The sequence below is a fragment of the Kumtagia sp. genome, from assembly GCF_059502445.1.
In genome coordinates, this window is sequence record NZ_JCACER010000052.1 from 25,695 (window position 1) to 46,418 (window position 20,724).

Annotated in this window: 15 protein-coding genes; 8 read left to right on the forward strand and 7 right to left on the reverse strand. The window is 66.7% G+C overall.

All coding sequences use genetic code 11. The features are described from left to right. Window positions 1–182: 182 nt before the first annotated feature. From AC5JDC_RS16620 to AC5JDC_RS16640, 5 genes are all read right to left on the reverse strand, one after another. Window positions 183–1,229 carry a sugar ABC transporter substrate-binding protein gene (locus AC5JDC_RS16620; protein WP_495842851.1) on the reverse strand — a complete coding sequence of 349 codons (1,047 nt, stop codon included), beginning with the start codon at window positions 1,227–1,229 and terminating at the stop codon, window positions 183–185. Between the two features lie 181 nt (window positions 1,230–1,410). After that, a complete protein-coding gene (locus tag AC5JDC_RS16625) occupies window positions 1,411–2,496 on the reverse strand; it encodes a DUF2218 domain-containing protein (RefSeq protein WP_495842852.1) in 1,086 nt (361 codons plus the stop codon). Continuing rightward, on the reverse strand, window positions 2,493–3,758 hold the full coding sequence (locus AC5JDC_RS16630) for an MFS transporter (RefSeq protein ID WP_495842854.1): 1,266 nt from the start codon (window positions 3,756–3,758) through the stop codon (window positions 2,493–2,495). The genes AC5JDC_RS16625 and AC5JDC_RS16630 overlap by 4 nt, the downstream gene beginning before the upstream one ends. Window positions 3,759–3,969: 211 nt before the next feature. Further along, window positions 3,970–6,066 (reverse strand): TonB-dependent siderophore receptor, encoded by a 2,097-nt coding sequence (locus tag AC5JDC_RS16635; protein ID WP_495842856.1) that lies wholly within the window; start codon window positions 6,064–6,066, stop codon window positions 3,970–3,972. 277 nt (window positions 6,067–6,343) lie between these two features. Further along, entirely contained in the window at window positions 6,344–7,021 is a 678-nt protein-coding gene (locus AC5JDC_RS16640; RefSeq protein ID WP_106771752.1) for a GntR family transcriptional regulator, read from the reverse strand. Between the two features lie 465 nt (window positions 7,022–7,486). On the opposite strand from AC5JDC_RS16640, the gene AC5JDC_RS16645 reads away from it, so the two are divergent. Beyond that, window positions 7,487–8,401 (forward strand): aminotransferase class IV, encoded by a 915-nt coding sequence (locus tag AC5JDC_RS16645; RefSeq protein WP_495842858.1) that lies wholly within the window; start codon window positions 7,487–7,489, stop codon window positions 8,399–8,401. Between the two features lie 42 nt (window positions 8,402–8,443). On the opposite strand, the gene AC5JDC_RS16650 is transcribed toward AC5JDC_RS16645, so the two are convergent. Then, window positions 8,444–9,562, reverse strand: coding sequence for an NAD(P)/FAD-dependent oxidoreductase (locus tag AC5JDC_RS16650; protein WP_495842859.1), 1,119 nt, complete (start codon window positions 9,560–9,562; stop codon window positions 8,444–8,446). A 2-nt stretch (window positions 9,563–9,564) separates the two neighbouring features. Then, the gene (locus AC5JDC_RS16655) at window positions 9,565–10,257 is read right to left on the reverse strand and encodes a GntR family transcriptional regulator (RefSeq protein ID WP_495842878.1); all 693 of its coding nucleotides are present in this window, start codon (window positions 10,255–10,257) and stop codon (window positions 9,565–9,567) included. A gap of 127 nt (window positions 10,258–10,384) precedes the next feature. Between AC5JDC_RS16655 and AC5JDC_RS16660 the strand changes: the two genes are divergently transcribed. The 7 genes from AC5JDC_RS16660 to AC5JDC_RS16690 all read left to right on the forward strand — a co-directional run bounded on the left by AC5JDC_RS16660 (window position 10,385) and on the right by AC5JDC_RS16690 (window position 20,508). After that, on the forward strand, window positions 10,385–11,767 hold the full coding sequence (locus AC5JDC_RS16660; RefSeq protein WP_495842861.1) for an aspartate aminotransferase family protein: 1,383 nt from the start codon (window positions 10,385–10,387) through the stop codon (window positions 11,765–11,767). A 156-nt stretch (window positions 11,768–11,923) separates the two neighbouring features. Next, window positions 11,924–12,982, forward strand: coding sequence for a TMAO reductase system periplasmic protein TorT (gene torT / locus AC5JDC_RS16665; RefSeq protein ID WP_495842863.1), 1,059 nt, complete (start codon window positions 11,924–11,926; stop codon window positions 12,980–12,982). A gap of 117 nt (window positions 12,983–13,099) precedes the next feature. After that, window positions 13,100–14,587: a sugar ABC transporter ATP-binding protein gene (locus tag AC5JDC_RS16670; RefSeq protein ID WP_495842865.1), complete on the forward strand. Its 1,488-nt coding sequence runs from the start codon at window positions 13,100–13,102 to the stop codon at window positions 14,585–14,587. After that, window positions 14,584–15,609, forward strand: a complete 1,026-nt coding sequence (locus tag AC5JDC_RS16675; RefSeq protein WP_495842868.1) for an ABC transporter permease — start codon at window positions 14,584–14,586, stop codon at window positions 15,607–15,609. The genes AC5JDC_RS16670 and AC5JDC_RS16675 overlap by 4 nt, the downstream gene beginning before the upstream one ends. Continuing rightward, complete coding sequence (locus AC5JDC_RS16680) at window positions 15,606–16,595, forward strand: ABC transporter permease (protein ID WP_495842870.1); 990 nt, start codon at window positions 15,606–15,608, stop codon at window positions 16,593–16,595. Before AC5JDC_RS16675 ends, AC5JDC_RS16680 begins: the two co-directional genes overlap by 4 nt. Before the next feature lie 29 nt (window positions 16,596–16,624). Then, entirely contained in the window at window positions 16,625–18,685 is a 2,061-nt protein-coding gene (locus AC5JDC_RS16685) for a hydantoinase/oxoprolinase family protein (protein WP_495842872.1), read from the forward strand. A 29-nt stretch (window positions 18,686–18,714) separates the two neighbouring features. Beyond that, the gene (locus tag AC5JDC_RS16690; protein ID WP_495842874.1) at window positions 18,715–20,508 is read left to right on the forward strand and encodes a hydantoinase B/oxoprolinase family protein; all 1,794 of its coding nucleotides are present in this window, start codon (window positions 18,715–18,717) and stop codon (window positions 20,506–20,508) included. Window positions 20,509–20,724: the final 216 nt, after the last annotated feature.

Here is a 20,724-nt window from a genome sequence, read left to right on the forward strand (position 1 = left end):
GTGAGCGAGCGCAGCGAGCGGAGAGTGTCGGGAATCTATGCCTCGGACTCCGCGAAGCCAAAGCCGATGCAGAAAATCCCTACAGTTACGCGGCTGAAGTCCGCCTTGAAATATGTGAAGCCGAAGCCGTAGGCCCCGCAGAGAGGCGGTCGCCTCGAAGCCTGGCCTTGTCGATCCGACACCTACGGACAATTCATGTACTTGTCCTTGAACGAGGCCTGGATCGACGTGGTGATCTTCTTCAGGTCGTCCCTGTAGCTCTCGAGATTGTCGGCATTGATCACCATGGTGCCGGAATCGATGAAGCGCTTGGTCTGCGGCGTTTCGATCCACGGCGCGTCGTCCTTCATGGTGCAGCCGCCGCCGGCGAGCAGGTCGAGCGCGAAGGCGCCGACATAGCCCTGGCCGTATGGGTTCTGCGCCATGGTGCCGGACACGAAGCCGTCCTTGATGGCGTCGAGCACGATCTGGTCGTCGTCGATGCCGACGAATTTTATGCGCTTGTCGCCGAGCGTGCGCAGCGATTTCGCGGCGACCACCGAAGGGATGTATCCGGTGGCGATCATGCCGCCGATCTCGTCCTTCTGGGCGGCGAGCAGCGCGTTGATCTTCTGGTCGGCGGCTTCCTGGGCGTCGGTGTCGGCGACGGTCTGCAGCAGCGTCACCTCGCCGTTGGTTTCGGCCACGGCGGTTTCGACTGCCTTGACGCGGAGCGTCGTATTGGGGTCGACTAGCAGGCCGGCGAGGTGCACGATGGCGCCCTTGCCGCCCATCGCCTTGATCAGCTCCTTGGTGCCGAGATAGGCGGAATTGTAGACGTCGGTGCCGAGGCAGAAGGCGACGCCGGTCGGATCCTGGGCGCAGCCGGCGAGCGCCGCCGACGGGATGCTCGATGCCTTCAGTTCCTCGACGGTCGAATTGATGCCGACGGCGTCGCCGGGGAAGATGCCGAAGGCGGTGTAGCCCTGCGCGGCCAGGCTCTCCACCAGCTCGGTCTGCAGGCTGAGCTTCCACTCGGTCGGCACCTTGAAGTCGACGGCGGCTATGCCGAAATCCTTCTGGGCATCGGCGGCAGCCTGCTCCCACGGCTTGAAATAGGGGTGCGGGCCGCCTGGTATCAGCGCGATCTTGTTATCGGATGCATATGCCGAGCCGCCGAGCGACATCGCCAGGCCGGCGGCAATCATCGACGCGGCCAAGCCGCGACGGGAATCGCAGAACAATTTCATCGGATCCTCCCTGGTGCGAAGCTGTCACGACCCGATCGGGCCGCCGCTCCACATGGGGAAGCTAGCGGAAGCGCATATCGCATGCAATATACGTTTTGACATGCGACGACCGCGCTGTCGGGGACGCGGCGTTGCCGCCGTTTGGCCTCGTGGATAGACCGGCCGTCCCCGTCGTCTCGGTTTACTCGTCGACCTCGCCAGCCTGCCCGCGCCGCCAGTAGGCGGCGGCAAGAAAGCGTTTCTTCGGCAGGCCGCGCTCCGCTTTCAGGAAAGCGCGGATAGCGCGGGCGGCGGCGTGCTCGCAGGCCGCCCAGACGTACGTGTCGTCCTGCCAATGCGAGCCATCGAGCGACCGCAGCGCGTCGATCAGCAGCGTCGTGGAGCCGGCCGGACGCCCCTCGCGCGACAGCCAGTGCACATCGATGCCGGGCTTTGCCGCAAGGTCCTGCCGTTCGGCATCGTCTGCGATCTCGATCAGCACGGTGGCGCGTGTCCCGGCCGGAAATTCCTCCAGCATACGCGCGATGGCGGGCAGCGCCGTCTCGTCGCCGGCAAGGATACGGCGCGAGGCCGGCGGCAGGCTCCCGCCGCCGCCCGGTCCGGTCATGCCGACCAGCGCGCCGGGGCAGGCGTCACGAGCGAAGTGCGCGCCGGGCATGCCGTCGCCCTCGTGCAGGACGAAATCGATGTCGATCTCGCCGGCTTCGACGTCGATCCTGCGGATCGTGTAGACCCGGGCGACCGGCCGTTCCCCCTCGGGCCAGGCCTGCCGCCCGTCCGCCGCCATCACCGGCCATACCGGGGCCACGCCCGGCCGGGGCGCGAACAGCAGCCGCACATGCAGCCCGTCATGAGCGAAGCGAGCCAGATTTTCGCCGGCAAGCGTGAGGCGCCGCATCGCCGGCGTCACGTCGACGGCGCGGACCACCCGCATCTCGCGGAAATAGGGCAGCGGTGCGCCGGGCGTCGTGCCGCCCTGCCAGACGATGTCCGGCTCTTCGCCGGGCGCGAATTCGTTGACATGCTCGGCCACGCTCCATTGCAGGAACGACAGCGAGGTGTCGTCGCCGGCCTCGACACGGAAGGCGAGCGCCCCATCGCGCAGGGCGACCGACGCCGTGCCGATCTCGAACTCCACCGACCAGCCGCCGGACTCGCCCGAGACGATACCGTGCTCGCCGAAATGTTCGTGCAGATGCGCCATCACCGTCTCGGGGGAGCGCACGCGGACCAGCGTTTCGGCCTTGAGCGGCAGGATTGCGTTCATCGCTCGAAAACTCCGGAGGGTTTTGCGCCCGGCGCCGCGACTTCGCCGCCGGACGGTTTTCCGTCGGCGACCAGCGCGATCGCCGGAATGGCGGCGAGCGCGCCGGCAGCCGCGCCGGCATAGAAGGCCGTGTAGCCGAAATGCTCTGCCGCGTAGCCGGCGAGCACGCCGCAGGCCATGCTGACCAGCGCGTCCATCGACTGGAACAGGGTGAAGTCGACGCCGCCCTGGCGCGGATCGGACCAGCCCATGAACTGCGCATAGAGCGCGACGAAGCCCAGCGCCATGACGCCCGACGAACTGGCGACCGCCACCGCCATCAGCAGCGTCTTGGATATGCCCGGAAACAGACCGTAGCCGGCGAAGAACAGCAGCGCGGCGCCCTGCAGCACGAGCGCGAGCACCAGCACGGTTCTCGCGCCCCAAGCCCTGACCAGAGCGCCGCCGGCGAGCGCCGCTGCGAAGCCGACGAACAGGCTGCCCACGCCGTTCAGCAGGCCGATCTCGGCGAGGCCGAAGCCCGCATCGATCAGGAAGGGGCCGAGCATCATCATGCTGCCCTTCTGCGCGACCACGTAAATCGCGGCGGCGAGAAGGCCCCTGCGCACTTCCCTGCGCCGCAGGGCGGAGGCGAGCGACGGAGTGTGCGGTCGGGTCTCAGCGGCAGCGTGGGAGCGGGCGTGCAGCAGGAAGGGTGCGCCGAGCAGCACCAGCAGCAGCACCATGGCCAAAACCGCAACCTGCCAGCCGCCGGCGGCTACGAGGACCAGGAACAGGCCGCCGCCGATGGCCGAGCCGAGATAGGCGCCGCCGACCTGGGCGGCGTTGCCCCAGCCGTGGAATTTCTTCGCCAGCGTTTCGACCGCATAACCGTCGCAGGCGATATCGACCGTCGACGCCGCGAAGGCCACAACCGTCAGGCAGGCCAGCACCGGAAACAGCGCCTGCGGCCCGAGCATGCCGGCGAGCGCCAGGCCGAGAATGCTGATCAGGCCGCCGACGAGCACGATCGTGCCGGAGCGGTTGCGCCCGCTGCGGGGCAGGCGGAAGCGCTCGACCTGCGGCGACCACAGGAACTTCAGCGCCCAGGGCAGCGCGATCAGCGACAGCAGGCCGACATCATCCAGCGCCAGCCCGCCGTCGCGCAACACCGCCGGCAGGCCGGTCCAGGTTATGCCGCCGATCACGCTCTGCGCGACATAGAGGCCGCCGATGGCGAACACCACGCCGGCAGGGGCAATTGGATGGGAGTTTACCCCCACCCCTGACCCCTCCCCACAAGGGGGAGGGGAACTTGCGTGCGCTTCCGCCGGGTGCCAATCGTCGATGGTTTTCTGCGGCATGGCGGCCGCAAAGTCCCCCTCTCCCTTGTCGGGAGGGGTCAGGGGTGGGGGTACCAGGTGGCGGAAGCTCTCGTCTTTTGTCATGTCCCGCTGCCCTGCACGGTCGGATCGGCTCGGCCAGCCGAATCCATCAGAACCGGTAACGCAGGCTGCCGAACACCGAGCGGCCCTCGTCCTTGTAGCAATAGCCGGCCGAGCAGATCGGCTTCTGCTCGTCGAACAGGTTTTTCGCGTTGACCTGCAGCATCACGCCGTCCCAGGCCGGGTTCTTCGCGCCGAAATCGTAGGAGACGGCGGCGTCGACGAAGGTGCGGGCCTCGTTCTTGAAGGTGTTGGTGTCATCGCCGTAGCTGCTGCCGACATAGCGGATGCCGGCCCCGAGGCCGAGCCCGGCCAACGTGCCGTCCTCGAAGAGATAGTGGCCCCACAGCGAGAAGATGTCGTTGGGCGTGGCCGAGAGCTCTTTGCCGTCGGTTCCTTCCGCGCCGTTCAGAATCTTCATGCGCAGGTGGGTGTAGGAGGCGATGATGCTGAAGCCGTTGTCGAGCGAAGCGTTGGCCTCGATCTCGAAGCCGCGCGAATTGAGGTCGAGTTGGCGCTGCTTGTTGATGCCGGTGGAGGCGTCGAAGACCACGCCGTCCTCCTGGTCGATGTCGAACAGCGCGGCCGTGATGACGGCGTTGTAGTCTGGCACCTCGTATTTGACGCCGATCTCGCGCTGCGTGCCGATGGTCGGGCGCGCGACCCGACCCACCGTGCTGGTGACGTCGTCGTAGACGAGGCCGATATTGGGCGAAAAGGAGGTGGAATAGTTGACGTAGGGGATGATGCCCCACTCGGTCCGGTAGGAGAGGCCGAGCCGGTAGGAGAAGGCCTCATCCTTCTGCGTGCTCTCCGTTTCGTCGACCGCGGTCGACTTGGTGTCGACCCAGTCGTAGCGGCCGCTGGCGAACAGGGTGAAGTCGTTCCACTCCACCTGGTCGTGCAGGTAGATGCCGATATTGTGCATGCGCTGCCCGCCGGCATAAGGAACCGGCGCGTCCGCCGTGTCCTCCGCCGAGACGTAGCCTACGCCGCTATGGGCGTCGTAGTCGGACCAGCCATAGTCGACGCCGGCCACCGCAGTATGGCTGGCCGCGCCGGTGTCGAACTCGAACTGCGCCATGTTGTCGACGACGAAGTTCTTCATGTCCTCGGTATAGTGGCCCCAGTAGCGGGCGAGGCCCGAGCCGCTCGGATAATGGCCGCTGTATTCGAGGTCGGCGTCGACGGCGTTGAAGCGCAGGTTCTGGCGCAGCGTCAGCAGGTCGTTGACGCGGTGCTCGAACTCGTAGCCGATGCGCCCCTGCGTCTGAGTGAAGTCGTTGTGGTTGGGGTCGCCCTCGTAGATGTCGGAGACCACGCCGTAGGCGGGATTGTAGAAGGCCGCCGTGCCGCCGGTCACCGAATGGGATATCTCGCCGAGGATGGTGAGTTTCGTGTCCTCGTCCGGCTTGAAGGTTATCGCCGGGGCGAAATAGGCCTTGTCGTCGGGATAGCCGGGCAGCTCGGTGTTGCTCAGCCGGCCGAGGCCGGTCAGCCGGTAGAGCAGGGCGCCGTTCTCGGTGGCGGGGCCGGAGAAGTCGAAGCCGATCTGGCCGCGGTCATAGGTGCCGCCCAAAAGCTCGATCTCGCGGAACTGCTCGTCCTTCGGCCGCTTGGTGACGACGTTGACGATGCCGCCGGGGCCGCTGATGCCGTAGAGCGAGGAGGCAGGACCTTTCAGGATCGTGACGCCCTCGATGCCGTAGGGCTCCGCCTTGAACCAGGCCGAAGGGCTGTTGTACTGGCGCAGCCCGTCGCGGAACATGCCGTTGTAATGGGCCGGGAAGCCGCGCAGGAAGAACGCGTCATAGCGCGTGTCGAAGCCGAAGCTGTTGGGGTTGGCGCTTGCCGTATAGCTCAGCGATTCGTTGAGGGTGCGGGGTTTCTGGTCCTCCATCTGGTCCTGGGTGACGGTCGAGATCGCCTGCGGGATCTCGACGATCGGCGTGTCCACCTTGGTGCCGATGCGGTCCTGCTTGGCGACATAGCCATCCTGCACCAGGATGTCGTTGCTTTCCGATTCCACCGTGATCTGCTGGAGAACCGTGGGGGCCTCCTGCGCGATGACGGCCGCCGTCGTCAACGGCAGCGACAATGCGGCAAACAGCCCTGCGCGGCCGGTGCGGTACCCGAAAAAGCTCACTTCAAAACCCCTGGTCTCACTCATGAAACCTGGCGGCCCGCCGCACGCGGCGGACCTCCAGACGGGGCGCTCCTAAATATCTGGATAAGTTCAGTCAAGTTAAAGGCGACCCCTGCCGCGAGGGCAGGTGCAATTTCGCCGCGAGGTGTTGCTCATCGGTCGATGCCGCGTGTCGGCATGACAGAGTTCGGCGGAAATAACCGGCATCCGCGGATAACGCGGCGGGTCGACCGGGCACAGAGTCACGCCGAGTTCAGGGCTTGGGCGCAGGTACGTCTCAGTCGACGGTGAACTGCTCGTGCGTGCGCAGGAAGCGCAGAAAGTCCTCGCCGCCCAGGATAAGGTCGCGTTCCATCGCCGTGCGTGCCTTGGCCGTATTCTTCTCGCGGAGCGCGACGATCAGGTTGTCGTGCTCGGCCGCGCCGACGTAGCGGTGGTCGCCCTCGTTGAAGAAGACCGTCAGCATCGGTCCCATCGATACCCAGAGGCTCTCGATGTGGGTGACCAGCATCTCCATTCCGGACAATCGATAGACGGTGAAATGGAAGTCGCGATTGTAGCGGAAGGCCCGTTCCGAATCGCCGCCATTGTCCACTTCGACGAAGGCCGCCTGGAGATCTGTGAGCCTGGCGATGTCGTCTTCGGTGGCGTTCGGTGCGGCGAGGCCCGCCGCCAGCCCCTCCAGGGCGAGCCGGATGGTGCGCACCTCCATGTAGCGGGCCATGGTCATGGCAGGCACCGTGACGAACCGGCCGGAGCGCAGCTCGAGGCCGCACTCGCTGACCAGCCGAAGGCAGGCTTCGCGTACGGGTGTCACGCTCGTGCCCAGCTGGTCGGCGAGATCGTGCATGACCAGCCGCTGGCCGGGCCGGAACTGGCCGGCGATCAGGCCTTCGCGTAGCGCCTGATAGGCGCGGGCGGAAAGATTGCCCTGTTCAAGTGGCTGAATGTTCACGACGCTGTCCTCCTCAGCCTTCGTTGCCCAGCATCATCCGTCTGAGTCTGATCCTACAAAGTATAGGCCCGCCATGCACCTCGTTATTTGGAACAAGGCGACGCATCGCGGATCGGCATGTCGGACGGCCGCGAGGGTGTCTTTATGCTTCTTCGGAACGATCTGGCTTCCGGTTCCGCGGGCATGGCCCATTCGCTGGCCGTCTCTATTCGATCGACGACTTATATGATATAAGTTATTAGGTAAGCTGCAAGGATCATTTTCGCGGGTCCTCGGAATGCCCGGACGTTGCGCGCCATCAACATGAGGCTGCATCTGCGTTTCGTAGAATTTGAAGCGGGGTGAGCAGGACGGTGCCCTGATCGTCGCGGCGGCGACGGCGTCCGCGTCTAAGACGACGCTGGCAAGTGCTATATCGAGGCATGGCCGGGCTGAGCACGGCCTCGTTCAACGACGGAGGACGCCATGAACGACAAGCACTATGATCCGGCTGACGGCATCGCTTTCGTGAACGGGACCTATATGCCGCTCGCCGAGGCCAGCGTGCCGCTCACCGACCGCGGCTTCGTCCGCTCCGACGCGACCTATGACGTCGCCCATGTGTGGAAAGGCAGCTTCTTCCGCCTCGACGACCATATCGAGCGCTTCGAGGCGTCGATGCGTGGCCTGCGCATGAGCTTGCCTTATTCGCGGGCGGAGATCGCCGCAATCCTGGTGGAATGCGTGCGCCGCAGCGGCCTGCGCGACGCCTACGTTCAGATGACCTGCACGCGCGGCGTGCCGCCGCGCGGCACGCGCGACCCGCGGCTCTGCCAGAATCGCTTCTATGCCTTCGCCCAGCCCTTCGTGTGGATCGCCAACGAGGAACAGCGACGTGATGGGCTCAAGATGGTGGTGAGCTCCGTGCAGCGCATCCCGCCGGAGGCCATCGACCCGCGCATCAAGAATTTTCACTGGCTCGACCTGACCATGGGCATCTTGGAGGCCTACGACCGCGACGCGATCGTGGCGCTGCTCAACGACGGCCACGGCAACGTGACCGAAGGCGCCGGCTTCAACGTCTTTGCCGTCAAGGGCAGCACGATCGCGACGCCGGATCGCGGCGTGTTCGAGGGCATGACGCGGCGCACCGTCATCGAACTCGCGGGCGAGGCGGAGCTGCGTTGCGAGGTCCGCCCGGTCGCGATCGAGGAACTGCGCGATGCCGACGAGATATTCATTACCAGCACGGCGGGCGGCATCATGCCGGTGACGGTGCTGGACGGCCGCATCTACGGCAACGGCAGGCCCGGCCCGGTGACCGGACGTATCCACGACCTCTATTGGGCGAAGAAGCAGGCCGGCTGGCTGAGCACGCCGGTCGATTACGGGACGGCGTGACGGGCGCCAGGCCGCTTTACCGGCTTCCTCGGCGCCTTTCGGTCAGCGCCGCACCGCCAGCCGCAGGGCGACCTCTTCGGCGATTGCAAGGCAGGAGGTCAAGCCGGGGCTTTCGATGCCGAACAGATTGACCAGGTTTTCAAGGCCGTGGACCTCGCCGCCCTGGATGACGAAGTCCGCCGCGGCTTCGCCAGGACCGGAGAGCTTCGGGCGGATGCCGCTATAGGCCGGCTGCAGGCTGCCGTCGGCGAGGCCCGGCCAGTAGCGGCGAACTTCTTCGTAGAAGCGCAGGCTGCGATCGGGATCGACACGATAGTCGAGCGTATCCGTCCATTCCACGTCGGGGCCGAAGCGGGCGACGCCGTTGAGATCGAGCGTCATGTGGACGCCGAGCCCGCCCGGTTCGGGCACGGGGTAGACGAGCCGCGAGAACGGCGCTCGCCCTGTGACGGAGAAATAATTGCCCTTGGCATAGTGGAGCTGCGGCACCACCACGGGATCGAGACCAGCGAGCGAACGGGCAAGGGCGTGAGCGCCGAGGCCGGCCGCGTTGACCACATGGCGGGCGGCGATGGAAAAGGCGCCGCCGCCTGCCGCGTCCTGCGTGTCGAGCGCGATCCGTCCGTCTTCGACACGGCCCGCGACCACCCGTGTGTTGAGGACGGGCACCGCCCCGTCCTGCTCGGCGTCGCCCAGCAGCGTCAGCATCAGCGTATGGCTGTCGATGATGCCGGTCATCGGCGACAACAGGGCGGCGGTGCAGCTCAGCGCCGGCTCCAGCGCCTGCGCCTCGGCTGCGTCGAGCAGCGTCAGCTCGCCGGCGCCGCAGGCGCGGGCGCCGGCGGCGATCCGCGCCAGCATAGGCTCCTGCTCGGCGCCGGTCGCCACGATCAGCTTGCCGCAGCGGGCGTGCGGAACGCCGCGCTCGGCGCAGTAGCGGTAGAGCCGCTCGCGGCCCTGGATGCATAGCCGGGCCTTCAGCGACCCGGCGGGGTAATAGATGCCGGCATGGATGACCTCGGAATTGCGCGAGCTCGTCCCCGTGCCGATCGTGTCGGCCGCCTCCAGGACGAGCACTTCGAGACCGCGTCCAGACAATTCGCGGGCGATCGCCAGCCCGACGACGCCGGCGCCGACGACGACGCACTCGACTTCCTCCATGCTCAGGCCGCCGCGCTGCGGGCGACAAGCCGGTCGAGGATGATCTGGCCGGCTTCGCTGATGTCGTCGACGATCGCCTGCTCGGCCGCGTCCGGGTCCCTCGCTTCGATGGCTCGAAGCACGGAATGATGGTGCTCGATCATGAGGCGTCCTCCGGCCTGGTAGGATTCGGCGATCAGTGGTCCCATCTGCAGCCAGAGCCGGTTCAGGATGCCGCGCAGCACCGCCATGTCGGCGATCTCGGCAAGCGCGAAATGAAAGGTCTGGTTGAGATCGAGTGCCTCGAACCAGTTTTTCCCGGCGATCTCCCTCTCGTTGCTGGCGATCAGGCCGGCGAGCCGTGCGACATCGGCCGGGGTGGCCTTGAGGGCGGCCTCGCGCGCTGCCAATCCCTCGAGCTTCAGACGGATCTGGCGGATTTCGCGATAGCGCGCTGGCGTCATGATGGGCACGCGCACCTCCCGCGCCGAGCGCTGCACGAGCCCCTCGTCCTGGATGAGGCGCAGGATGGCGTCGCGCACCGGCGTCACGCTGGTGCCCAGCGACTGGGCGAGATCGCGGATGGTCAGCCGCTGGTCCGGGGCGAACCGCCCCTTGATGAGGGCCTCGGCGAGCCGGGTGTAGACGGTGTCGCCCAAGCTCTCGCGCGCCAGGGTCTCCAGAGTGAAATCCGACTGCACCTCATCCCCCGCCATGTGACCGATACTTGTTCTTGACATCATATCTTATAAGAAAGATGATGCATCAAACAGCAAATAGCAAGAGGCGACCCGGCACGGTGTGGCGGCTCGTGGTATGAGCCTCCTGCGTCGAGGAAGCGTCATGGATGCCCAGCCCAACTCCCCCGAAGCCCGCGACATCCGCTATCACCTCCATGCCTACACCAATGCGCGCAAGCATCAGGAAACCGGCCCGCTGGTGATCGAGAAGGGCGACGGCATCTATGTCGAGGATGCCGCCGGCAACCGCTACATCGAGGCGATGGCGGGTCTGTGGAGCGTGGCCGTCGGCTTCTCGGAGCCGCGGCTGGTCGAGGCGGCCGCCCGGCAGATGGCGAAGCTGCCCTTCTACCACAACTTCAGCTCCAGATCGCATTCGCCGCTGATCGACCTTGCCGAGAAGCTGGTGCTGATGGCGCCGGTGCCGATGAGCAAGGCGTTCTTCACCAATTCCGGCTCAGAGGCCAACGACACGGCCATCAAGATGATCTGGTACCGGTCGAACGCGCTGGGCCAGCCGCAGCGCAAGAAGATCATCGCCCGCAAGCGCGGCTATCACGGCGTCACCATCGCCGCGGCCAGCCTGACCGGCCTTCCCAGCAACCAGACCTCCTTCGATCTGCCGATCGCCAACGTGCTGCATACGGCATCGCCGCATTACTGGCGCGAGGCGTTGCCGGGCGAGAGCGAGGAGCAATTCTCGACCCGACTGGCCGGCGAGCTGGAACAGCTGATCCTCGCGGAAGGGCCGGAGACGGTCGCCGCCTTCTTCGGCGAGCCGGTGATGGGGGCGGGCGGCGTCGTCGTGCCGCCGGCCGGCTATTGGGAGAAGATCCAGGCGGTGCTGGCGAAGTACGACATCCTGCTCGTCGCTGACGAGGTGATCTGCGGCTTCGGCCGCACCGGTGCGATGTTCGGCTGCCAGACCTACGGCATCAAGCCCGACATCATCGTCATGTCGAAGCAGATCTCGTCCTCCTACCTGCCGATCTCGGCGCTGCTGATCAATGACAGGGTGTTCGAGCCGATCGCAGACGAGAGCAATCGCATCGGCACCTTCGGGCACGGCTTCACTGGCGGCGGCCATCCGGTCGCGGCGGCGGTGGCGCTGGAGAACCTCAACCTGATCGAGGAGCGGGATCTGGTCGGCAACGCCCGTAGGGTGGGAACCCATATGCAGGAACGCCTGCGCCGCCTCGCCGTGCACCCGCTGGTTGGCGAGGTGCGCGGCGTCGGTCTCATCGCGGCGATCGAGCTCGTTGCCGACAAGGCTGCCAAGGCGCCCTGGGGGTCGGTCGGCGCGCTGGGCGGGCTGGTCAACGGCCTGCTCCAGGACAACGGCGTGATCACGCGCAACATGGGCGACGCGCTGGCCTTCTGCCCGCCGCTCATCATCACGGAGAAGCAGGTCGATCTCCTTATGCAGGCGGTCGAGCAGGCGCTCGACGCGGCGGCGAAGCAGATCGGAAATGACTCGGGTGCGTAGCGGACGAAAAGAGCGAAGGATGTGACGCGAGCATCCGTCGCCAGGTAAAGTCGGGAAAACGACAATAGAAGAGTGGTGCAACGGAAGGGTGATGCCCTTCGACCGGCCTGAAGCGCCCGGAGGGGGCGTCTGGCCAAAAGAGATGGGAGAATTTTCATGCGCAAGTTTGGAAGAACGCTGGCCTTCGCCCTGTCGGCCACGATGGTTTCTGTCGCTGCGGCCGAGGCTGCCGACTGGTGGCCGTTCAAGATTGCCTCCGCCAAGGATGGCGATCTCAACACCATCCAGCAGATCGAATACGCGCCTTTGGAGAAGGCCGAGAAGCCGTGGAACCTCTGCGTGCTGTTCCCGCATCTGCAGGACAGCTATTGGGTGTCGGTGAACTACGGAATCGTCGAGGAGGCCAAGCGCCTCGGCGTCAAGGTGACGGTCTTCCAGGCCGGCGGCTACACCGCGCTGCCCAAGCAGATTTCGCAATATGACGACTGCGTCGCTTCCGGCGCCGACGCCATCCTGATCTCGGCGATCTCCGAGGCCGGCGTTGCCGCCAAGATCGGCGAGGGCATGGGCAAGGGCATCGTCAACGTCGCCGTCGCCAATCCGATCCTGGAGACGCCGATCACCGCCCGCATCACCCCGGACTTCTACCAGAAAGGTTTTCAGACCGGCGAATACGTGAAGAAGTTCCTGGGGGACAAGCAGGGCCAGGCGGTCGCCTTCCCTGGTCCGCAGGGCAGCGGCTGGGCCGAGACCTACATGGGCGGTTTCCGCGACAGCACCAAGACCGGCAACGTCAAGCTGCTGGCCGAGATGTTCGGCGAGGCCAGCGTGCCGGCCCAGCTCCGGCTGGTCGAGGACGCACTGCAGACCTATCCCGACGTGAACGTCATCTGGGGCGGCGCGCCGACCGCCGAGGCTGCCATTGGCGCCGTGCAGGATGCCGGGCTCGAAAACGTAACCATCATGTCCTCCTATGAGAACCAGACCATGCTGAAGGCGGTCAAGGACGGCGCGGTGCTCGGCTTTGCCACCGAATATCCGGTGATCATGGGCCGCATCGGCGTGGACCTCGCGGTCCGCGCGCTGGAAAAGAAGGAGCACGAGAGGATTCTGCTGGTTGCTCCGGGCATCGTGACCAGCGAGAATGTCGACAAGATCGACACGACCCAGATTTTCGCGCCCGACGGCTGGCGCCCCGAATTCTCGGTGAAATAGAAGGCGGGCCAGAGCTCGCGTCCTCGCACGCCGCCATGCGTTCGCGATCCTCCCGGGGCTTGCCGCGCATCCGTCGTGGTCGGGCCTTGCCGCCGCCAATTTGGGCATTTTGACGGGATGCTGGAAGTTACAGGATTCACCAAGGCGTTTCAGGGCGTCGTCGCGCTCGACAATGTCGATTTCTCGCTCGAGCGCGGCGAGGTTCACGCGCTGCTCGGCGAGAACGGTGCCGGCAAGTCGACGCTGATCAACCTGATCGCCGGCACGTTTCCTTGGACCGAGGGCTCCTGCCGCATCGGCGGCCGGCCGGTGGCCAGCCTGACGCCGCAGGCGGCGCGCGAGAACGGCATCGCCGCCGTGTTCCAGGAATTCAGCCTGGTGCCGGACCTGACGGTGCTCGACAACCTGTTTCTCGGCCGCGAGCAATCAGGCGGCTTCTTCCTCAAACGCCGGCAGATGCGCCAGGCGGCCGTCGATCTGCTCGACGACCTCGGCTTCCATGTGCCGCTCGACGAGAAGGTCGCCTTCCTCTCGCGCGCCCAGAAGCAGATGGTCGAGATCGCCAAGGCGCTGCGCACCCGGCCCGAAGTGCTCATCCTCGACGAGCCGACGGCCTCGCTCACCGACGGCGAGGCGGAAAAGCTGTTCAGCGCCATGGCCGTGCTGAAGGGGCGCGGCGTCGGCATCATCTATGTCTCGCACCGCATGGCCGAGATACGGAAGCTTTCCGACCGCGTCACCGTGCTGCGCGGCGGCAAGAAGATCGGCACCGTGGCGACCGCGGACGTTTCCGACGACGGGCTCATCGAGATGATGGTCGGCCGTCCGGTCGAGCAGCTCTTTCCCAAGATCGAGCAGAAGCCCGGCGAGGTCCGGCTCGAGGTCCGCAATCTCACCACCGCCGACGGCTCCGTGATCGACGCTTCCTTCGTCGCCCGGGCGGGGGAGGTGGTCGGGCTGGCCGGGCTGGTCGGCTGCGGCCGCAGCGAGTTGTGCCGCGCCGTCTTCGGCCTGGAGGCGATCGAGTCCGGCATGATCCGGCTCGGCGACAAGGTCGTGGAGCGCCCGTCGCCGCCGGCCATGCTGGCCGCCAATCTCTGCTATTTCCCTGCCGACCGCGGCTCGGAGGGCCTGGCGGTGATGCGCCCGGCGCGCGAGAACGCCACCATGAGTGCGCTCAGGCTGCCGTCGCTGGCCGCCGGGCCGGTGCTGAAATTCTGGCGCGAGAACGAGGTGATCCGCGCGCCGCTGACCGAGCTCGCGCTCCGGCCGATGGCGCCCGAGCGCCGGGTCTCTGCCTTTTCCGGCGGCAACCAGCAGAAGGTGATGCTGGCGCGCGGGCTGATGAAACCCTTCGACGTCTATCTCTTCGACGAGCCGACGGTCGGCATCGACGTCGGCGCCAAGGCCGATGTCTACAACCTGATCAAGCGGCTGGTCGAAGGCGGCGCCTGCGTCGTCGTCTCGACGTCGGAGCTGCCTGAGCTCGTCAATCTCGCCTCGCGCATCTACGTCATGCACGAGGGCCGCATGGTGGCCGAGCTCGGCGAGAACGAACGCTCCGAGCAGCAGATTCTCTCCCACTATTTTGGGGGCCAGGCATGAGTTCGGTGACCGCGACCTCGGCCGGCACGGAGCGGACACCGCACCGCGTCGGCCTGCTCGACCGCTTCCTCATGCAGGGCGGCATCGTCATCACATTCCTCGTCATCGCCGTCGTCGCCACCGCGCTGATCGAGCCGCGTTTCCTGAACCGGCTCAACCTGATCAACATGATGCGCAATTTCTCCTTCCTGCTCATCCCCTCGCTGGCGCAGATGCTGGTGATGACCGCCGGCGGCTTCGACCTGTCGGTGGGCGCGGTGGTGGCGATCGCCTCGGTGGTGACGGCCACCGTCATGCTGGTCGGCAGCGGCTACTTCCCGGACATGGGCGTGCTGCTGATCCTGCTGTCGCTGGCCGCCGTCGTCGGCGTCGGCGTGCTGGTCGGCTCGGTCAATGCCTGGCTGGTCGCCTCCTTCTCGCTGTCGCCCTTCATGGTGACGCTCGCCATGATGTCGGTGCTGGTGGGCATCGCGCTCTATTTCACCCAGGGCATCCCGATCTACGGCGTCACCGATGCCTTCGTCAGCGGTGTCGGCCGCGGCCAGCTTCTCGGCCTGCCGGTCGTTCTCTGGGTGGCGCTCGCCGTGCTCGCCGCCTGCATCGTGCTGCAGCGCTTCACCGCGCTCGGCCGTCACATCTATGCCGTCGGCAGCGACGAGCGCTCGGCCCGCCTTTCCGGCGTGCGCACCGGCCGCACCCTGATGGCGGCCTATGTGCTGGCGGGTGTGCTGGCCGCGCTCACCGGCTTCCTGATGACGTCGCGGCTGGGCGCCGGCCACGCGACCATCGGCACGACTTTGGCGCTGGAGACCATCGCGGCGGCGGTGATCGGCGGCGTGTCGCTGCGCGGCGGCGTCGGCCGCGCCGAGCATGTGGCGCTTGCCGCCCTGTTTCTGGCGGTGGTCGCCAACGCCATGAACCTGGTCCAGGTCGACAGCAAGTACCAGACGCTGGTGCTCGGCGCCGTGCTGATCGTGGCGCTCGCCATCGAGCGGCTGCTTCTGCGGAGGCGGCAGGCATGAGCACTCCTTCGGGCACGCAAGCGGCAGCGGTGCGGGCCTCCGCCACGTCTTTTCTCGCCGGCCTGCGCGCCGCCCGCCTGCCGATCGCCATCCTCTGCACGCTGGTGCTGTTCGGCCTGATCGAGCCGCGCGTGCTGTCCTTCGGCAATTTCCGCAACATCGCCATCCAGGCGAGCTATCTCGCCATCTTCGCCATGGCGCAGACCATGGTCATCCTGACCCGCGGCTTCGACCTGTCGCTCGGCTACACCGTGTCGCTGGTCAGCGTGGCGGCGTCGATGGCGATGGTCGCGATGGGCGGCGGCGATGCCGCGATCCTCTGGGGCCTCGGCGCCGGTATCCTCGTCGCGGCGCTGATCGGCCTTGCCAACGGGCTGCTGATCGCTGGCATCGGCATCAATCCGCTGGTCACCACGCTGGGCATGGCCAATGTGGTGATGGCCTTCGCCTCGACCGTCAGCGGCGGTTTTCCCGTCACCGGCCTGCCGCCGGGCTTCACCGCCATTTTCGCCCAGGCGAGCGTCCTGTCGATCCCGGTTCCGATCCTGGTCGCCGCGCTGGTCTTCGCGCTGCTCTTCCTGACCCTCAAGGCGACGCGTTTCGGCCGCAGCCTCTACATCATCGGTGCCAATCCGAGGGCGGCCGTTGCCGCCGGCATCCGCACCATGCCGGTGCTGGTGGTCGCCTACATGCTCTGCTCCGTGCTGATCGGCCTCGGCGCCTTGCTACTCACCGCCCGCACGGGTTCCGGTGAGCCCAATCTCGGCGGCAACCTGACGCTGGAGGCGATCGCCGCTGCCGTGGTCGGCGGCGTGCGGCTCTCCGGCGGCGAGGGCGGCGTCGGCGCGGCGGTGCTCGGCGCGCTGTTCATCACCGTGCTCTCCAACGGCATGAACCTCGTCCAGATCGACGGCTATCTCCAGCAGATCTGCCTGGGCGTCATCATCATCGTCAGCCTGATCGTCAGCCGCGACGTCAGGCGCTGAGATCCCGCAAGATATCTTCGAGGACCCGTATGGCATATCAGGTTTGCATCGACATCGGCGGGACGTTCACCGACTGCCTGGTCTCCAACAGCAAGGGCGAGATCGCGATCTTCAAGTCGCCGACTACGCCGGGCGAGTTCGAGAAGGGCTTCATCGACGTCCTGCATGTCGCGGCCGAAGGCTACGGCCTGACGCCGGCGGATTTCATGAAGCAGGTCGACCTGATCGTGCACGGCTCGACGGTGTCGACCAACGCGCTGGTCGAGCGCAAGACCGTGAAGGTAGGGCTGATCCTGACGGAAGGCCACCAGGACATCCTCGTGCTGCGTGAGGGGCCGCGCAAGGGCGCCTTCCAGTGGCGCCTCGACTATCCCGATCCCTATGTGCCGCGCCATCTCACCAGGACCGTCGGCGGCCGCATCGATGCGCGCGGCCGCGAGCTGGTTGCGCTGTCGCTCGACGATATCGGCAAGGCGGCGGCCGACTTCCGCGCCCTCGGCGTCGAGGCGGTTGCAGTCGGCCTGCTCTGGTCGGTGGTCAACCCGGCGCATGAGCTTGCCGTGCGCGACCTGCTGGAGCGCGAGCTGCCGGGCATCCCGATCACGCTCAGCCACGAGATCAACCCGATGCCGCGCGAGTACAAGCGCATCATCGCCGCCGCGATCGACGCGTCGATCAACCCGATCGTGCGCACCTATATCGAGAAGCTGAAGACGGCGCTCGACGACGAGCGCTTCGGTGGCGAGCTGCTGCTCGCCAACTGCGTCGGCGGCATGATGCCGCTCGCTGACATGATCAGGAAGCCGATCTACAGCGTCATGTCCGGCCCGACGCTGGCACCGATGGCGGCGCTGGCGCTGTCGGACGAACCCGACATCATCGTCGGCGACATGGGCGGCACCACCTTTGACGTATCAGCCCTGCGCGACCACCAGATCATCGTCACGCCCGACAGCATGATCCACGACGATTCGCTCGGCATCCCGAAGGTCGACGTGCGCTCGGTCGGCGCCGGCGGCGGCTCCATCGCCTTCGTCGACGAGGGCGGGCTGCTGCGGGTCGGTCCGCGCAGCGCCGGCGCGCGGCCGGGCCCCGCCTGCTACGGCAAGGGCGGCACCGAGCCGACGGTGACCGACGCCAATGTCGTGCTCGGCATCGTCGATCCCGACTATTTCCTCGGCGGCAAGATGCAGCTCCGCCGCGACCTCGCCGAAGCTGCGGTCGGCAGGATCGCGGCGCGCCTCGGGGTGTCGCTGCACGAGGCGGCCTACGCCATCTACACCACCAGCAACCACAACATGGTCGCCGCCATCGAGGAGATCACGGTGCGCGAGGGCATCAACCCGCGCGACAGCTTCTTCGTCTGTGGCGGCGGCGCCACCGCCATCCACATCGCCGAGATGGCCGACATCCTCAGCCTCAAGCGCTACATGATCCCGCGCTTCATGGCTGGCCTCAGCGCCTTCGGCGGCCTGATCTCCGATATCCGCAACGAGGAGAGCGCGGTCTTCCTGACCTCCGGGGCGAATTTCGATGCCGCGGGCGCGACCGACACGCTGCAGCGCCTGCGCCGGGCCGGCGACGGTTTCCTTGCCGAGGCCGGCGTGGCGCCGGAGAACCGGCAGTTCGAATTCGCCTTCCTCGGTCGCTACGAATACCAGTCCTTCGAGATCGAGGTGCCGTTCGAGGCCGCGGGCGGCGTGCTGACGGACGACGACCTGCCGGGCCTGGTGGAGGCCTTCCACCGCATGCATGAGCGCATCTATTCGATTCGCGCCGACAACGACGTGGTCGAGTTCACCGCCTGGAAGCTGCGCGCCATCGGCAAGCGCTCCGGCCAGGACATCTGGCAGAGGAACACGCTAGCCGATCAGGCGGGCGATGTGGCGCCCAAGGCGAAGCGCGGCGTCTACCGGCAGGAGAGCGGCCGGGTGGACGAGCTGCCCGTCTACGAGATGGGCGATCTCGGCGCCGGCGTCCGTCTCGCCGGGCCGTGCCTGGTCGAGGCCGAGACTTTCACCGCCTACCTCAAGGACCGGCACCACGGCGAGATCGACCGCTACGGCAATCTCGTCGTCGCCGTCGCCTGATCCAATCGTCGAACGAGGAAGTGACCGTCATGGACGCCATCAACACATCTGACCTCGACATCGCCGACCGGCGCGTGGACCCCTTCCTGATGTCGGTGCTGAAGAGCCGCTTCGAGGCGATCGTGCGCGAGATGACGCTGGTGGTCATGCGCGCCAGCCGCTCGGCCGTCATCAAGAACGCGCGCGACTTCTCCTGCGCCATCCTCACCTTCGACCACAAGCTGGTCTCGGTCGAGGATGCCTTGCCCATCCACGTCATGTCGATGGACATGGCGACCAGGCCGCTCACCGAGCTCTTCGACGACATCGCCCGGGGCGACATCTTCCTCAACAACTGCCCCTATACCGGCGGCACTCATCATGCCGACCTGATCATGGCGATGCCGGTATTCCATGAGGGCGAGCCGCTGTTCTGGGTGGTGGCGCTGTCGCATCATGCCGACACCGGCGCGCCGGTGCCGTCGACCTATCTGCCCTTCGCCAAGAACATCTTCGAGGAGGGCCTGCATTTCCCCTGCGTGCGGGTGGCGCAGGACTACCGGGAGAAGCAGGACATCCTGCGCATCGGCACCATGCGCAACCGCGTGCCGGACATGTGGCTGGGCGACGTGCGCGCCCAGATCGGCGCCTGCCGCACCGGCGAGCGGCGCATCGGCGAGCTGTTCGCCCGCTACGGCCGCGATACCATCATGGGCTTCGTCGAGGACTGGTTCGATTACGGCGCGCGCTGCGCCAAGGCGGCCATCGCCAAGCTGCCGGCAGGCAGCTACACCTACGAGACCAGGCACGATCCGGTGCCAGGCGTGGCCGACGAGGGCATCCCGGTGCGCGTCACCATCCATGTCGATCCGGAGAAGGGCGAGATCGTCGTCGACGCCCGCGACAACATCGACAACGTGCCCGGCGGCCTAAACCTCTCCGAGAACACCGCCACCGGCTCCTGCCGCATCGGCGTCTTCAACAATCTCGACGAGAGCGTCCCGCACAATGAAGGCGCCAAGTCGCAGATCAAGGTGCTGCTGCGCGAGGGCAGCGTCGTCGGCAAGCCGAAATACCCGGTCGGCACCTCGGTCGCCACGACCAACGTCAACGACCGCCTGATGATCGCCGGCAACTGCGTGTTCGCCGAGATGGGCGCGCCGCACGGCCAGGCCGAGAGCGGCAACCACCTGCCGGCGGGTGTCGGCGTCATCTCCGGCCACGATCCGTTCAAGAACGGCAAGGCCTACGTCAACCAGGTCTTCGTCGGCTATGCCGGCGGCGGCGCGCGCCACGGCTTCGACGGCTGGCTCACCTATTGCGGCCCGGCCAACGCCGGCCTGATCCAGCTCGACTCCGTCGAAGTGGACGAGTCGATGTACCCGATCGTCATCGAGCGCCGCGGCGTGCTGCCCGGCTCGCAGGGTTTTGGCGAGTTCGAGGGCGCGCCGGCCATGGCCGGCGTCTTCTATCCGCTCGACCACGACATGACGATCGTCTACGCCGCCGACGGCACCAGCTTCCCGCCGCGCGGCGTGCTAGGCGGCGGCGACGGCAAGGAGAGCGAATCGATCAAGCTCACCGGCTCCGGACGCGTCGTGCTGCCGGCCTTCGCCGAGGAGACGATCGAGCAGGGCGCCAAGATCGCCTTCACCGCCTGCGGCGGCGGCGGCTATGGCGATCCGCTGAAGCGCGATCCGCGCCGCGTCGCGGCCACCGTCAATCGCGGCTGGCTGTCGCGCGAAGCCGCCGAGACGGTCTACCGCGTCGCGCTCGTCGAAGGCGGTGAACTCGGCGTGCTCGTCGTCGACGAGGCGCGCACCGGGGCACTGCGCGCGGCCTGATACCAGCGGGTGCTTGCGCTGACCGTTCCGTTGTTAACTCTTCGCGCCCCCTCCACCATGCTTCGCATGGTCCTCCTCCCAGGGTAACGGGCAGGACGATCGCATATGGAAGTTCTGGAAGCGTCGCGCGGCCGGCTACCCCCACCCCTAACCCCTCCCCTCAAGGGCAGGGCTGTCCGGGGAAAGTCATGCATAGTGGAAAGCCATCTGGTTTGG

Excerpts from the sequence above, each read along its gene's own strand:
- AC5JDC_RS16650 (WP_495842859.1), bottom strand. The coding sequence starts at position 9,562 with ATGGAGGAAGTCGAGTGCGTCGTCGTCGGCGCCGGCGTCGTCGGGCTG.
- AC5JDC_RS16655 (WP_495842878.1), bottom strand. The coding sequence starts at position 10,257 with ATGGCGGGGGATGAGGTGCAGTCGGATTTCACTCTGGAGACCCTGGCG.
- AC5JDC_RS16645 (WP_495842858.1), top strand. The coding sequence starts at position 7,487 with ATGAACGACAAGCACTATGATCCGGCTGACGGCATCGCTTTCGTGAAC.
- AC5JDC_RS16670 (WP_495842865.1), top strand. The coding sequence starts at position 13,100 with ATGCTGGAAGTTACAGGATTCACCAAGGCGTTTCAGGGCGTCGTCGCG.
- AC5JDC_RS16660 (WP_495842861.1), top strand. The coding sequence starts at position 10,385 with ATGGATGCCCAGCCCAACTCCCCCGAAGCCCGCGACATCCGCTATCAC.
- AC5JDC_RS16675 (WP_495842868.1), top strand. The coding sequence starts at position 14,584 with ATGAGTTCGGTGACCGCGACCTCGGCCGGCACGGAGCGGACACCGCAC.
- torT (WP_495842863.1), top strand. The coding sequence starts at position 11,924 with ATGCGCAAGTTTGGAAGAACGCTGGCCTTCGCCCTGTCGGCCACGATG.
- AC5JDC_RS16625 (WP_495842852.1), bottom strand. The coding sequence starts at position 2,496 with ATGAACGCAATCCTGCCGCTCAAGGCCGAAACGCTGGTCCGCGTGCGC.
- AC5JDC_RS16620 (WP_495842851.1), bottom strand. The coding sequence starts at position 1,229 with ATGAAATTGTTCTGCGATTCCCGTCGCGGCTTGGCCGCGTCGATGATT.
- AC5JDC_RS16690 (WP_495842874.1), top strand. The coding sequence starts at position 18,715 with ATGGACGCCATCAACACATCTGACCTCGACATCGCCGACCGGCGCGTG.
- AC5JDC_RS16685 (WP_495842872.1), top strand. The coding sequence starts at position 16,625 with ATGGCATATCAGGTTTGCATCGACATCGGCGGGACGTTCACCGACTGC.
- AC5JDC_RS16680 (WP_495842870.1), top strand. The coding sequence starts at position 15,606 with ATGAGCACTCCTTCGGGCACGCAAGCGGCAGCGGTGCGGGCCTCCGCC.